A 14,074-nucleotide genomic window follows, 5' to 3' on the forward strand; every position below is an offset into this window, starting at 1 on the left:
AGGTGCAAACTTACCATGAAAAAAATAGCATTAGCGGTATTAAGCCTTGGCCTACTTGTAAGTGGGTGTAGTGCAGGTGCCGACAAAGATGAAAAAGTGGCTGGGAAATCGGGGAAAGCAAAAGAACAATCAGTTGTTCCAAAATACGCTATTTCGGATGAATATTATAAGACGACTATTCCATTTGATGGTGGAAAGGCACGTGGTTTAGTGGTGCAAGGGTTAAATAGTCGCCTTGATATAGATGAATTTGAAACAGGATTAATGCGAATTGCAAAAGAATCATTTAGTACGAAAGATAATTTTTTAAAAGGCGGAAAAGCTCTAGATACTCAAACTATACAGATGCTTGTTAAAAGAAAACGTACAGATGCTGAACAAAAGGAACTAGAGGAAAAATTAAAAAAAGATGCAGTTAAATTTCCAAATATAGGATTAAATCCTGCATTAGGAACAGGATCCGAATCACTAGAAGTGAAAAATAAAAAAAATCCAATATATATTTCAAATATTTTAGAGCATGATTATTATGTGAAAAAAGGCGATAACGGCGAGGAACGTGTTGGTATGGTAGTTGGATTAGCGATGAATTCTGTTCAATATTTTAACGAAGAGCATGGTTACCCACGTGAAGCTGCAATCCCAGATGAAAAGATGTTAGCTGAAGGGAAAAAAATGGCGCAAGAAATTTTGAAAGTCATACATCAAAAAGAACCTGAAACAAAAAATATTCCGATAACATTTGCGATTTATCGCCAAGCTCCAAAGTCTTCGCTCGTGCCAGGTAATTTTGTTTCTTATGCAAATGTCGAAAAAGGTAGTGAAACGGTTGAAGATTGGAAACAAATTAATGAAAAATATTATTTGTTCCCATCAGAGCAAGCGAAAACAGATAATAAACGTGAAGATCTTGCAAGAGTATCCAACTTTAAGGCAAAACTAAGCGATTATTTCCAAGGCGACTATACAGCTGTTATTGGTACTGGTATGTATAGAGATGATGAATTAAGAGAAATGAAGCTTGATATTCCTGTCCAGTTTAATGGAAAAGCTGAAATAGTTGGTTTTACACAATATGTGGCAGGGCTTGTTATGGAATACTTCCCGAATTATATGAAAGTACAAGTAACGATTAAATCTGTAGAACGCCCAGAAGCTATTATTATACGTGAAGCAAAACAAGATGAACCACTTGTGAAAATTTTAGATTAAATATGAAGGCTGTTCCTCTATGGAACAGCTTTTTTTCTTATGTAATTTTGTTATAATTTAAAATGTTGTAAAAAATAGGGGTGAGGGGTAAAGCTCATGGAAGAATTAAGTTTTCAAGTCATTATTTTATTAATTGCATTCGGGTTTTTAGCAGCTTTTATTGATTCCGTTGTTGGAGGAGGAGGGTTAATTTCACTTCCTGCACTTATGTTTGTTGGCCTATCGCCAGCTTCGGCAATTGCAACGAATAAATTAGCGGCAACAATGGGGACGTTTACGAGTGCGATGTATTTCATTCGATCAGGAAAAGTTGATTTTAAAATTGTAGGAAAGTTAATCCCGTTAACTATTGTTGGAGCTGTTGCAGGTGCTTTAGTAGTAAAATTTATTCCATCGGATATTTTACGCCCATTAGTACTTGTAATGTTGGTATTTATTGCTATTTATATTATTGCAAAAAAGAATTGGGGAAGTGTGTCTACCTATAAGAAGATGACGCAAAGAAAAACATTAATATTTTTCTTTGCTATTTTAATGATAGGATTTTATGATGGGTTTTTTGGACCAGGGACAGGGTCGTTTTTAATTTTTGCATTTTTATTAATTGGCTTGGATTTTATTCAAGCGGCAGCATCTGGAAAACTTTTGAACTTTGTTAGTAATATTGTATCTTTAATTACTTTTTTATTCTTAGACATAATTCATTTTGAATACGGTATTATCATGGGATTATCAATGATCTTAGGTGCTTATTTTGGATCGAAGTTTGCGGTTCAAAAAGGTGTTGGATATGTAAGGACTTTATTTTTATTAGTTACTATATTATTGATCGGGAAAAATGTTTTGGAATATACTCATATTTTGTAGATTCATACGCATGTATGAATCTCTTTTTTTATTATATTTTAAAAATTTATTAATTTTTAAAATATAAGTCTAGGAATATTTGAATAAATCTAAATTATCGTGTAGAATAATGTTGTAAAATGTAAACGTTTTTCTAAGGGGAGGCTAAAAAAATGGTAGTAGCATACAAACATGAGCCATTTACAGATTTTTCAGTGGAGGCTAACAAATTAGCGTTTGAAGAAGGTTTAAAGAAAGTAGAATCTTATCTTGGACAAGACTATCCATTAATTATCGGGGGAGAAAAAATCACTACAGAGGACAAAATTGTTTCTGTAAACCCTGCAAATAAAGAGGAACTTGTTGGTCGTGTTTCAAAAGCAAGCCGTGAGTTAGCTGAAAAAGCAATGCAAGTAGCGGATGAAACATTCCAAACTTGGAGAAAATCAAAGCCAGAAATGCGTGCAGACATTTTATTCCGTGCTGCAGCAATCGTTCGTCGCAGAAAACATGAATTCTCTGCTATTCTTGTAAAAGAAGCAGGTAAGCCATGGAATGAGGCAGATGCTGATACAGCAGAAGCAATCGACTTTATGGAATATTATGGTCGTCAAATGTTAAAATTAAAAGACGGTATTCCAGTAGAAAGCCGTCCAATTGAATATAATCGTTTCTCTTACATTCCATTAGGAGTAGGTGTTATCATTTCTCCTTGGAACTTCCCATTCGCAATTATGGCAGGTATGACAACAGCTGCTTTAGTTTCTGGTAACACAGTATTACTAAAACCAGCTAGTACAACTCCTGTAGTAGCAGCGAAATTTATGGAAGTATTAGAAGAAGCTGGCTTACCAGCTGGCGTAGTAAACTTCGTTCCAGGTAACGGTTCTGAAGTTGGTGACTACTTAGTAGATCATCCTCGTACACGTTTCGTAAGCTTCACGGGATCTCGTGATGTAGGTATCCGCATCTATGAGCGTGCAGCGAAAGTAAACCCAGGACAAATTTGGTTAAAACGCGTTATCGCTGAAATGGGCGGTAAAGACACAATCGTTGTTGATAAAGAAGCAGATCTTGAATTAGCAGCTAAGTCTATCGTTGCATCAGCATTCGGATTCTCAGGACAAAAATGTTCTGCATGTTCTCGTGCAGTAATCCATGAAGATGTATACGATCACGTATTAAATCGTGCTGTTGAATTAACAAAAGAATTAACAGTTGCTAACCCAGCAGTATTAGGTACAAACATGGGTCCTGTTAATGACCAAGCTGCATTTGATAAAGTAATGAGCTATGTTGCAATTGGTAAAGAAGAAGGTAGAATCTTAGCAGGTGGCGAAGGAGACGATTCTAAAGGCTGGTTCATCCAACCAACAATCGTTGCTGACGTTGCAGAAGATGCTCGCTTAATGAAAGAAGAAATCTTCGGACCAGTAGTAGCATTCTGTAAAGCGAAAGACTTCGATCATGCACTTGCAATTGCAAACAATACGGAATACGGTTTAACAGGTGCTGTTATTACTAACAACCGTGACCATATTGAAAAAGCACGCGAAGACTTCCACGTTGGTAACTTATACTTCAACCGTGGATGTACTGGTGCAATCGTAGGTTACCAGCCATTCGGTGGCTTTAACATGTCTGGTACAGACTCTAAAGCTGGTGGACCTGATTATTTAGCACTTCACATGCAAGCAAAAACTACTTCTGAAACTTTATAAGAAATAGTAGAGGAGCTCTTCACAGAATGTGAAGAGCTCCTTTTAAAATTGAAACCCCATATATTACCGTCGTTCGAAGAGAATGAGCTAAAACCTATTAATAGCGGGATAAACATGTAAACAGAAATAAAATAATGAGAAAAGTTGACTTATTAGTCATATTTTTTAGTATTCATTTTGAGAATTTCCTGTATAATACAATTTGAAAGAAAATCTATGGTTCGACAAGGAACACTCCTTTCGGTTTTGCTCACTGAAAGGAGTGTTTTTTTATGTAGCTAAAAATTCTTGCGTGCTTATTACATTTGCATATACGCCATTTAAACTAGCTAAAATTGTATTGTGAATATAAACAGCTGGTATAGTAGCGTTCTTAAAAGAAAGGTCTTTTGTAGCACAAGCGTCATGTATAACGGTACATTGAAAGCCAAAATCGAATGCAGCCCTTACTGTTGCATCGATACACATATGAGTCATCATCCCGCATACAACGACATGTTCAATATTAAAACGTTTTAATTGCTCTAGAAGATTAGTTTCTCGGAAGCTATTTGGATAATGTTTGACTATAACTGTTTCTTCTCTAAGTGGACGTACGCTTTCGTGAATATGTACACCTTCTGTATTAGGTAGGAAAAAAGTAGCGTCATCTTTTATAGCTACGTGTTGGATATGAAAAATAGGTTCGCTGTTTGTTCTAAAGTGTTGTAATAACTGATTAGCATATTCGCTTGCTCCTACTGGATTACGCAATTCCATCTTTCCATTTGGAAAATAATCGTTTTGAATATCGACGAGTAAAAGAGCTGTTTTCATATATTTATCTTCCTCCGAGTTTCATATTCAAATAAATTTATTCAATTCGTAGAGAGGATTCTCCTGTTTAAAAATATGAGGAAGAAGAATTTTAAATAACCTTGAAAGTTACTATTTTTCAGATGAATATTCATCTGAAAATTTTAATAAAGGAATAATTAATATTTTTCTAAAAAATGTATTGACTCTTATTATTCTGAGTTCTATAATGAGAATTAATTAAACGACAATTAAATCGATACATTCTTATCCAGAGAGGTGGAGGGACTGGCCCTACGATACCTCAGCAACGGGTTTTTTAATACCGTGCTAACTCCAGCAAGCCATATAAAGGCTTGGAAGATGAGAAGATGTGAACGAGTACATATAAGTGCTCTCCTTCTTATCTTTATGGTTGATAAGAAGGAGGGCACTTTTTATTTTACCTCGAAAGCTCTGCTTCAAGTTTTTACAGCATATAGGAGGGAAAAAAATGATTTCTTTTACCAATGTAAGTAAAGTGTATGAATCAGCTGGCCAATCTGTTCATGCGGTGGAGGATGTAACATTATCAGTTGAGAAAGGCGAAATTTTTGGCATTATCGGTTTTAGTGGCGCTGGAAAGAGTACGTTATTACGCTTAGTAAATATGTTAGAGAGACCGACGGCAGGAACGATTTCAATAGATGATAAAGATATTACATCATTATCGACGAAAGAATTGCGTAAACTAAGACAAAGAATCGGAATGATTTTTCAAAGTTTTAATTTATTTAATTCAAGAACAGTATTTGGAAATATTGCTTATCCATTAAAGTTAGCGAAAGTACCAAAGAATGAGATAAAAGAAAGAGTAAATGAACTGCTGAAGTTTGTAGGGTTAGAAGATAAAGCAAACTATTATCCAGAGCAGCTATCAGGTGGGCAAAAGCAGCGTGTGGGCATTGCTAGAGCACTTGCGACATCGCCAGATATTCTTATATGTGATGAGGCAACATCAGCCTTAGATCCAGAAACGACGACAGAAATTCTAAACTTATTAAAGAAAGTAAATCGAGAATACAATTTAACAATTCTTCTTATTACACATGAAATGCATGTTGTGAAAGAAATTTGTCACCGTGTAGCTGTAATGGAGAAGGGGAAGGTTATTGAAGAAGGAAAACTGTTTGATGTTTTCACGCAACCAAAAACAAAGACGACTCAAAACTTTGTACGTTCTGTCATTAATGATCATTTACCGGAAAGTGTTCTAGCGAAAATTCAAAATGGTGGTCAAATTTATCGTCTAACATTTACTGGTGAGGAGACAGGACAGCCGGTACTATCATATATCGCAAAAAACTATAACGTCGATGTAAATGTACTGTACGGAAATATTATTGAACTTCAAAATGTGCTATTTGGAAATCTTCTTGTAGAGTTGCAAGGTGAGCAGAGGGAAATTCAAAAAGCATTACAACATCTAAGACTGCAAGTGCAGCTGAAGGAGGTAGAAGCTCATGCGAGTTGATTGGAGTATATTTTGGCCGCGCATACTAGATGCGACGGGGGATACCCTCTTAATGGTAATTGTAACCCTTATATTCGCTACAATTCTGGGTATACCTCTAGGTTTACTTTTATATGTAACGAGAAAAGGAAACTTTTTAGAAAATAAATGGGTCTTTTCTATTCTTAACATCATAATTAATACAATTCGTCCGGTACCATTCATTATCTTTTTAGTAGCCTTAAGTCCACTAACAAGAAGTGTTATCGGAACGACGATTGGAACAGCAGCGGCAATTTTCCCGATGACGTTAGTCGCATCAATTGGTATTGCTAGAATGGTTGAAACAAACCTTGTTTCCGTTCCGAAAGGAGTAATTGAAGCAGCGCAAGCAATGGGCGCCTCACCAATTAGAATTGTTTTTGAAATCCTTGTACCAGAAGCGTTAGCACCATTAATCTTAGGTGTCACATTTATGACAGTTGGTTTAATTGAATTCTCTGCAGTTGCTGGGCTTGTCGGTGGTGGCGGTCTTGGTGACTTGGCAATGACATATGGTTATCAACGTTTTGATACATCAGTTATGTTCGTAACGGTCGTGTTACTTATCATTCTCGTACAGATAGCTCAAAATTTAGGAAACTACTTTGCGAAAGTCTTGTTACGCAGATCATAAAAAGGAAGAGAGGAAAAGAAAATGAAGAAAATTTTAGCATTTGCATTATCAGCGATTGTAGGAGTCTCAGCATTAAGCGGCTGCTCAAGTGGAGACACGGGTGCAGGAGCGAAAGAAAAAGTAGTTCGCGTCGGTGTAACTGGAACGGATGGAGACGCTTGGGAAATTTTGAAGAAAAAAGCTGAAAAAGAAGGGATTAAGATTAAACTGGTCGAGTTCTCTGATTACACAACGCCAAATAAAGCGTTAGCTGATGGAGATATTGAATTAAACTCATTCCAGCATATTGCTTTCTTAGAGCAATTTAAAAAAGAGCATAAGTTAGATATTACAGCTGTTGGTACAACGCAAATTGCGCCAATGGGTTTATACTCTGAAAAATATAAGAAAGCAAATGAAATCCCAGATGGTTCAGAAATTGCAATTCCAAACGATCCAACGAACCAAGCACGGGCATTAAAACTTCTTGATGCAGCTGGATTATTAAAGCTTAAAAAAGACTTTGGTCTATTTGGAGATCCAAGTGGTATTGCTGAAAATCCGAAGAAATTAAAAATTACACCGGTTATCGCACAGCAAACACCTCGTGTGTTAAAAGATGTAGCGGCATCAGTTATTAATAACGGTGTTGCTGGTCAAGCTGGATTAGATCCAGCGAAGGATCCTATTTTCTTAGAAGATCCAAAGAATGAAAATGCAAAGCCATATATTAATATTTTTGCAGCTCGTAAGAAAGATAAAGATGATCCAACATTGAAAAAAGTAATTGAACTATATCATTCAAAAGAAGTAACAGACGCAATTAAGAAAGAAACAAATGATGGTTCCATTTCAGTAGATCTTTCACTTGATGAGCTTGAAAAAATCGTAAAATAATCATTGGGTTTAATGGACTAACAGAAGGAACCCCTCCGCTGTTAGTTCGTTCAACATATAAACTTAACAAACAAACCCTAATTCTGTACCTTCCAATTTTGTATAACATAGAATCCAATGTTTGTTAAGTAGAGTGATAGACCAGGAATTTTCCTGGTCTTTTTTTATGAATGAAAGTAGCTAGCGAACAGTAAGGTGATCCAAATTATAATGGGATAAGAAAATAAGCTGAAAAGGAGTGTAATTACGAATTGCTTTGGATGAATTAAGTGTTTTTTTGATAAAAAAAAGAAAATAGAAAAGAGAGTAATGAAAAATGCTGATATTACGCCGGGGTTATAAGAGCGATAAATGAAAAACAAAATAATATGTTGAACAGAGTTGAAGAAGATGGCCCCTTGTATAAAAATAATCCAGCATATAGAAGACAAGAAGTTAAGTTGATATAGAAAGACGATAAGTAATACAAAGATTGTTAATACGGAAATGGCGATGAAAAATTGTTGGCTAGTTATAAGACGGATTGAAAATTGATTAGCAAGGTATTGTGGCATTTGGAAAGCTTCTTCAAGGTTATGAATGAAAAATAATAAGGGAATGATCCAGAATATAGTAGTGGAATGTTTTTTCATCAATTTACATCACTCCAATAAAGTATAGAAAGCCTAAAAAAAGGCCCTCTATACAGAGATGGTTATTCAATTATGATATTTTTTAAATTAACTTCATGATGCTCTCGTTCTTTCAGATAAGCAGCTAGTTCCTCTTGTAAAATATTTAATATTTGCTTAGCTGATTGTTGGATTGGATTAGGTAGCTCTTCTAATATATGCATCCCGACTTTTACTTTTGTACGAATTACCCTTCGTAGTAATTCCTCATGCATGTACTACACCTCCAAACCGAATATTTAGTACATCTTCTTCAAATTTTGCTCCTTGAATAGAAAGGTGTGTTAATGTTTTTGGTAACGTGATGTTCCGTTTAACAGAACCCGCTCGAATAATAAGTTCATCACCTTTTTGATTTAAGGAAAGTTCACTTTTGTTTGAGAAGGGAATGGACAGAACGAAAATATACTCATCGCCATCCTTTTTTACATATTGAGTGCGCCCGTTAAATTTTACTTCTGTAGGGGAATGATCAGTTTTAAATAAAGAATCTCCTACACGTTCTAACATAGACAAACCAACAACTTCTTGTTCAAACATTGGAGCTTCGTAAATAGGAAGGGGTTGAAAACTATCTTTAATTAATGTTTTATATTTCTTCTGTGTATCTTTCCATGCCTGAAAATAAGGATCGGTGACAGTATTAGGGATGACGCGGTTAATCATAATGGCATCTACGTTATAATCGTATAAATTCAAATAAGTAAAGCTGCGCTGGGCTTCTTTAATGACCATTTTTTCAGGATTTACAACGATGCGGATACTTGTTACTTCTCGATTTGATAAAATATCTCTCATTTCTCCGAGCTGTTCAAGTGTACTTGTTAATTCGTCCATAATATCGTCGGTTGGAAGAGGGACACCAAGGAGTGGTTGAGCTACAGGACGAACGACTTTTAAAACTTTTCTTTTAATAGGAAATAATTTTTCCATCCACCAGCCGAGCATGTCTGGAAAGCTTAGCATTGCTAATGTTTCTCCTGTAGGGGCACAATCAATAATGATAACATCATATGTGTCTTGCTTATAATAATCGAGTACGCGAAGTAGGCTAATTAAATCTTCCATACCGGGAAACATCGTTAATTCTTCTGTTGTAATATCATCAGCTGCTTTAGAAGTGAAGAGTAGTGTAATATATTTCTGTAATTTTCCCCAGCCTTTTTCCATTTCATAAATCGTATTAATTTCTTGTGCCCACAAATTTTCACGAATTTCTAGTGGTTCAGAAGATAGCTTTATACCAAATGAATCTCCTAAACTATGAGCAGGATCTGTGCTCATTACTAATGTTTTTAATCCTTGTTTCGCACTTTGAATTGCTGTTGCTGCTGAAATGCTAGTTTTTCCTACGCCGCCTTTACCTGTATACAAGATAATTCTCATCATTCATATCCCCTTTGTTTCGAATGTCGAATATTACGAGTGTCGAAGTAAATGGTTGAATAAAAACCCAGATAGGGTTTTATTCAATCGGAATGTTTTTCATTTTAGGTGTAGAAATCTTTTCTTCTGTTTTTTGCTGTGACGTAGCGATGTGATTCATGATTTTTTGGAAGATTTGTAGTAAGAATGCTTTTTCTTCTTCTGATAATGCTTCTGTTACTAAGCTAAAGTAATGGGCCGCATTTTGTTTTACTTCTTGAACGAGTATTACGCCGTTTTCTGTTAACCGAATTAATACAATACGTCGGTCATTTTCATCACGGTAGCGTTCAATATATCCCTTTTTTACAAGGCGATTTACAACGCCCGTTGTTGTACTCATCGGTATATCAAGAAGATCAGCAATTTTCGTCATTGTAATATCTGTATTTCGTTCCATCCAAAGTAAACAAAATACTTCTGTTTTAGAAAGTGTTAAATCTAGGCTTACCCATTCTTCAGGATAGAAAAGTTTCTTGGCGTTATCTAGCAGTAAGTCTAAAAAATGTTCATATTGCAACAATTAATTCCACTCCCGTATATTTCGAGGTTCGTAATATTTATTTTTATTTTATGTAGAATAGAAATAATTGTCAATGATTTTAATTGTTTTTTCAGATTAGGCAGAAAACTTTCTTTAAAATAGTATTCTTTTATGATAGATTTATAAATATAAAACGAGAATTTACATAAAAATCCATCATGGTAAATATACTTATCTATAATGGGTATGCAGCTAACGAGGGGGAGAACGATGAGAAGACGTAATACGCAAGCGTTCACGTTTTTAGCATGGACTTCATTTGTTTGTGCGATTTCAGGTATGCTAATTGGGATTTATACGTTAGATGAAACGCTTAGTGTAAAAGGATACTATTTAATTGGAACATTATTTTTAACGATGTCTTGTTTTGTATTACAAAAAACAATTCGTGATAATGAAGAAGATAACGAGAGATTTCCGAAAAATAAACCGTTAGATAAAGAGTAAATTGTAAAGAAAGGCATTTGCCTTTCTTTTTTTATGTAAAAATGGCGTAAGTACTCTGTGTTGACTTGCTTGAAGTACTGAAAATTTGGTATCATCAATAGTATTGTAGATTGAACGATATATTATGGAGGTGGCCTAGCCGTGTCAAGAATTTCCGTTGAGAATGTAAAGCACGTAGCACATTTAGCACGTCTTGCAATTACTGATCAAGAAGCAGAAAAATTTCAAAAACAACTAGATGCAATTGTTACATTTGCAGAACAGTTAAATGAATTAGATACAACAGATGTAAAACCAACAACTCATGTATTAACTATGAAAAATGTTATGCGTGAAGATGTACCAGAAAAAGGTTTACCAGTCGAAGAAGTATTAAAAAATGCACCGGATCACAAAGATAATCAAATCCGTGTTCCAGCAGTATTAGAATAGAGGAGGGGAATTTCGATGTCATTATTTGATCATTCAGTATCAGAGTTACATAAGAAGTTAAACAACAAAGAAATTTCCGTTACGGATTTAGTAGAAGAATCTTACAAACGTATTGCGGATGTTGAAGATAACGTAAAAGCTTTTCTTACATTAGATGAAGAAAATGCACGCGCAAAAGCGAAAGAATTAGATGCAAAAATCGGCGCTGAAGATAATGGTTTATTATTCGGTATGCCAATTGGTGTAAAAGATAACATTGTAACTAACGGTCTTCGTACAACTTGTGCGAGCAAAATGTTAGCAAACTTCGATCCAATTTATGATGCGACAGTTGTGCAAAAGCTAAAAGCTGCTGACACAATTACAATCGGTAAATTAAACATGGACGAGTTCGCAATGGGTTCTTCAAATGAAAACTCAGGATTCTACGCTACGAAAAACCCATGGAACTTAGATTACGTTCCGGGCGGATCTAGTGGTGGTTCTGCAGCAGCTGTAGCAGCAGGAGAAGTACTATTCTCTCTAGGTTCTGATACGGGTGGTTCTATCCGTCAGCCAGCTGCATATTGCGGTGTTGTAGGTTTAAAACCAACTTATGGACGCGTATCTCGTTACGGATTAGTAGCATTCGCATCTTCACTTGACCAAATCGGACCGATTACACGTACAGTAGAAGACAATGCATACTTATTACAAGCTATTTCAGGTATTGACCGCATGGATGCAACTTCTGCAAACGTTGAAGTTGGAAACTATTTAGCTGGTTTAACAGGCGATGTTAAAGGTTTACGCATTGCTGTACCGAAAGAATACTTAGGCGAAGGTGTTGGCGAAGAAGCTCGTGAGTCAGTACTAGCTGCTTTAAAAGTATTAGAAGGTATGGGCGCAACTTGGGAGGAAGTATCGCTTCCACACTCTAAATACGCTCTAGCAACGTATTACTTACTATCTTCTTCTGAAGCATCTGCGAACCTTTCACGCTTTGATGGCGTGCGTTACGGTGTTCGTTCTGATAATGTAAATAACTTATTAGATCTTTACAAAAACACACGTAGTGAAGGTTTCGGTGATGAAGTTAAACGTCGTATTATGCTTGGTACATTTGCGCTTAGCTCTGGTTACTATGATGCATATTACAAGAAAGCACAACAAGTACGTACATTAATTAAAAACGACTTTGAAAATGTATTTGCTAACTATGATGTTATTATTGGACCAACAACGCCAACTCCGGCATTTAAAGTGGGCGAAAAAGTTGATGATCCAATGACAATGTATGCAAATGACATTTTAACAATCCCAGTAAACTTAGCGGGTGTTCCAGCGATTTCTGTTCCATGTGGATTCGGTGCTAACAACATGCCACTTGGTCTACAAATCATTGGTAAACACTTCGATGAAGCGACAATTTACCGCGTTGCACATGCGTTTGAGCAAGCAACAGACTATCATACAAAAAAAGCAAGTCTGTAAGGAGGCGAGCATAGATGAATTTAGAAACAATTATTGGTTTAGAGGTTCACGTTGAGTTAAAAACAAATTCGAAAATTTTCTCTGCGAGTCCAACAGAATTCGGAGCGGAGCCAAATACACAAACAAGTGTAATTGACTTAGGATACCCAGGGGTACTTCCTACTTTAAATAAAGAAGCAGTTAACTTTGCAATGAAAGCTGCAATGGCATTAAACTGTGAAATCGCAACGGAAACGAAGTTTGACCGTAAAAACTATTTCTATCCAGATAACCCGAAAGCTTACCAAATCTCTCAATTTGATAAGCCAATTGGTGAAAATGGTTGGATTGAAATCGAAGTAGACGGTAAAAAGAAACGTATCGGTATTACACGTCTTCATTTAGAAGAAGATGCTGGTAAATCAACGCATACAGCTGATGGTTCATTAGTAGACTACAACCGTCAAGGTATGCCTTTAATCGAGATCGTATCTGAGCCAGATATGCGTACGCCAGAAGAAGCATATGCATACTTAGAGAAGTTAAAATCAATCATTCAATACACTGGTGTATCTGATTGTAAGATGGAAGAAGGTTCCTTACGTTGTGATGCGAACATTTCCCTTCGTCCAGTTGGACAAGAGAAGTTCGGTACAAAAGCGGAACTGAAAAACTTAAACTCATTCACTTACGTACAAAAAGGTCTTGAGCATGAGCAAGTGCGCCAAGAAAAAGAACTGTTATCTGGTGGCATCATCCAACAAGAAACACGTCGTTATGATGAAGCAACAAAGAAAACAATCTTAATGCGTGTGAAAGAAGGATCTGACGATTACCGTTACTTCCCGGAGCCAGACTTAGTTGAACTTTACATCGATGATGAGTGGAAAGAAGCAGTTCGAGCTTCTATTCCAGAACTTCCAGATGCACGTAAAGCTCGCTACGTTGCAGAATTAGGCTTACCAGCTTATGATGCACACGTGTTAACATTAACGAAAGAGATGTCTGATTTCTTTGAAGCAACTGTTGCAGACGGTGCTGATGCGAAATTAACATCGAACTGGTTAATGGGTGAAGTACTTGCATACTTAAACAAACAACAAAAAGAATTAAAAGACGTTGCATTAACGCCTGCTGGTTTATCTAAAATGGTTCAATTAATTGAAAAAGGTACAATTTCTTCTAAAATCGCGAAGAAAGTATTTAACGAATTAATTGAAAAAGGTGGAGACCCAGAAGAAATCGTTAAAGCGAAAGGTCTTGTTCAAATTTCTGACGAGGGTACACTTCGTAAAGTTGTAACAGAAATTCTTGATAATAATGAGCAATCTATCGAAGACTTTAAAAACGGTAAAGACCGTGCAATTGGCTTCTTAGTTGGTCAAATTATGAAAGCTACAAAAGGACAAGCAAATCCACCACTTGTTAACAAAATCTTACTTGAAGAGATTAATAAGCGATAATAGTAGTGACTTTTAAAGATTA

The 14,074-nt window shown here is 35.9% G+C and carries 15 protein-coding genes and 1 riboswitch; of the genes, 10 read left to right on the forward strand and 5 right to left on the reverse strand.

The window, feature by feature from the left end; all coding sequences use genetic code 11:
* Positions 1–15 precede the first annotated feature (15 nt).
* The 3 genes from ES895_RS18700 (at position 16) to pruA (ending at position 3,779) form a co-directional block, all read left to right on the forward strand.
* On the forward strand, positions 16–1,212 hold the full coding sequence (locus ES895_RS18700) for a CamS family sex pheromone protein (protein WP_000717034.1): 1,197 nt from the start codon (positions 16–18) through the stop codon (positions 1,210–1,212).
* Positions 1,213–1,308: 96 nt separating this feature from the next.
* Positions 1,309–2,079 carry a TSUP family transporter gene (locus ES895_RS18705; RefSeq protein WP_000391975.1) on the forward strand — a complete coding sequence of 257 codons (771 nt, stop codon included), beginning with the start codon at positions 1,309–1,311 and terminating at the stop codon, positions 2,077–2,079.
* A 152-nt stretch (positions 2,080–2,231) separates the two neighbouring features.
* Complete coding sequence (gene pruA, locus ES895_RS18710) at positions 2,232–3,779, forward strand: L-glutamate gamma-semialdehyde dehydrogenase (protein ID WP_000259555.1); 1,548 nt, start codon at positions 2,232–2,234, stop codon at positions 3,777–3,779.
* A 270-nt stretch (positions 3,780–4,049) separates the two neighbouring features.
* Here the strand turns inward: pruA and ES895_RS18715 are convergent, their stop codons facing one another.
* Complete coding sequence (locus tag ES895_RS18715; RefSeq protein WP_135238554.1) at positions 4,050–4,595, reverse strand: cysteine hydrolase family protein; 546 nt, start codon at positions 4,593–4,595, stop codon at positions 4,050–4,052.
* Positions 4,596–4,838: 243 nt separating this feature from the next.
* Positions 4,839–4,944, forward strand: a riboswitch (SAM riboswitch).
* A 123-nt stretch (positions 4,945–5,067) separates the two neighbouring features.
* Here ES895_RS18715 and ES895_RS18725 point away from each other — a divergent pair.
* From ES895_RS18725 to ES895_RS18735, 3 genes are read left to right on the forward strand one after another with little or no spacing between them, the layout of a single operon-like run.
* Positions 5,068–6,087: a methionine ABC transporter ATP-binding protein gene (locus tag ES895_RS18725; RefSeq protein ID WP_000623013.1), complete on the forward strand. Its 1,020-nt coding sequence runs from the start codon at positions 5,068–5,070 to the stop codon at positions 6,085–6,087.
* A complete protein-coding gene (locus ES895_RS18730) occupies positions 6,077–6,742 on the forward strand; it encodes a methionine ABC transporter permease (protein ID WP_001261865.1) in 666 nt (221 codons plus the stop codon). Before ES895_RS18725 ends, ES895_RS18730 begins: the two co-directional genes overlap by 11 nt.
* A gap of 21 nt (positions 6,743–6,763) precedes the next feature.
* Positions 6,764–7,618, forward strand: a complete 855-nt coding sequence (locus tag ES895_RS18735; protein WP_000721594.1) for a MetQ/NlpA family ABC transporter substrate-binding protein — start codon at positions 6,764–6,766, stop codon at positions 7,616–7,618.
* A gap of 164 nt (positions 7,619–7,782) precedes the next feature.
* Here the strand turns inward: ES895_RS18735 and ES895_RS18740 are convergent, their stop codons facing one another.
* The 4 genes from ES895_RS18740 to ES895_RS18755 form a co-directional block, all read right to left on the reverse strand.
* Entirely contained in the window at positions 7,783–8,250 is a 468-nt protein-coding gene (locus ES895_RS18740; RefSeq protein WP_001986283.1) for an HXXEE domain-containing protein, read from the reverse strand.
* A 62-nt stretch (positions 8,251–8,312) separates the two neighbouring features.
* Positions 8,313–8,504 (reverse strand): DUF3926 domain-containing protein, encoded by a 192-nt coding sequence (locus ES895_RS18745; RefSeq protein ID WP_000544105.1) that lies wholly within the window; start codon positions 8,502–8,504, stop codon positions 8,313–8,315.
* Positions 8,497–9,678: an ArsA family ATPase gene (locus tag ES895_RS18750; protein WP_002100673.1), complete on the reverse strand. Its 1,182-nt coding sequence runs from the start codon at positions 9,676–9,678 to the stop codon at positions 8,497–8,499. The genes ES895_RS18745 and ES895_RS18750 overlap by 8 nt, the downstream gene beginning before the upstream one ends.
* A gap of 76 nt (positions 9,679–9,754) precedes the next feature.
* Positions 9,755–10,237 (reverse strand): MarR family winged helix-turn-helix transcriptional regulator, encoded by a 483-nt coding sequence (locus ES895_RS18755; RefSeq protein WP_000942472.1) that lies wholly within the window; start codon positions 10,235–10,237, stop codon positions 9,755–9,757.
* A 231-nt stretch (positions 10,238–10,468) separates the two neighbouring features.
* Between ES895_RS18755 and ES895_RS18760 the strand changes: the two genes are divergently transcribed.
* The 4 genes from ES895_RS18760 to gatB all read left to right on the forward strand — a co-directional run bounded on the left by ES895_RS18760 (position 10,469) and on the right by gatB (position 14,052).
* A complete protein-coding gene (locus ES895_RS18760; RefSeq protein ID WP_001254391.1) occupies positions 10,469–10,705 on the forward strand; it encodes a YiaA/YiaB family inner membrane protein in 237 nt (78 codons plus the stop codon).
* A gap of 141 nt (positions 10,706–10,846) precedes the next feature.
* A complete protein-coding gene (gatC, locus tag ES895_RS18765; protein WP_000086999.1) occupies positions 10,847–11,137 on the forward strand; it encodes an Asp-tRNA(Asn)/Glu-tRNA(Gln) amidotransferase subunit GatC in 291 nt (96 codons plus the stop codon).
* A 15-nt stretch (positions 11,138–11,152) separates the two neighbouring features.
* The gene (gatA, locus tag ES895_RS18770; protein ID WP_000051441.1) at positions 11,153–12,610 is read left to right on the forward strand and encodes an Asp-tRNA(Asn)/Glu-tRNA(Gln) amidotransferase subunit GatA; all 1,458 of its coding nucleotides are present in this window, start codon (positions 11,153–11,155) and stop codon (positions 12,608–12,610) included.
* Between the two features lie 14 nt (positions 12,611–12,624).
* Positions 12,625–14,052: an Asp-tRNA(Asn)/Glu-tRNA(Gln) amidotransferase subunit GatB gene (gatB, locus tag ES895_RS18775; RefSeq protein ID WP_001047685.1), complete on the forward strand. Its 1,428-nt coding sequence runs from the start codon at positions 12,625–12,627 to the stop codon at positions 14,050–14,052.
* Positions 14,053–14,074: the final 22 nt, after the last annotated feature.

This window comes from Bacillus sp. 007/AIA-02/001, assembly GCF_004634455.1.
In the GTDB taxonomy this organism is placed as follows: Bacteria; Bacillota; Bacilli; order Bacillales; family Bacillaceae_G; genus Bacillus_A; species Bacillus_A cereus.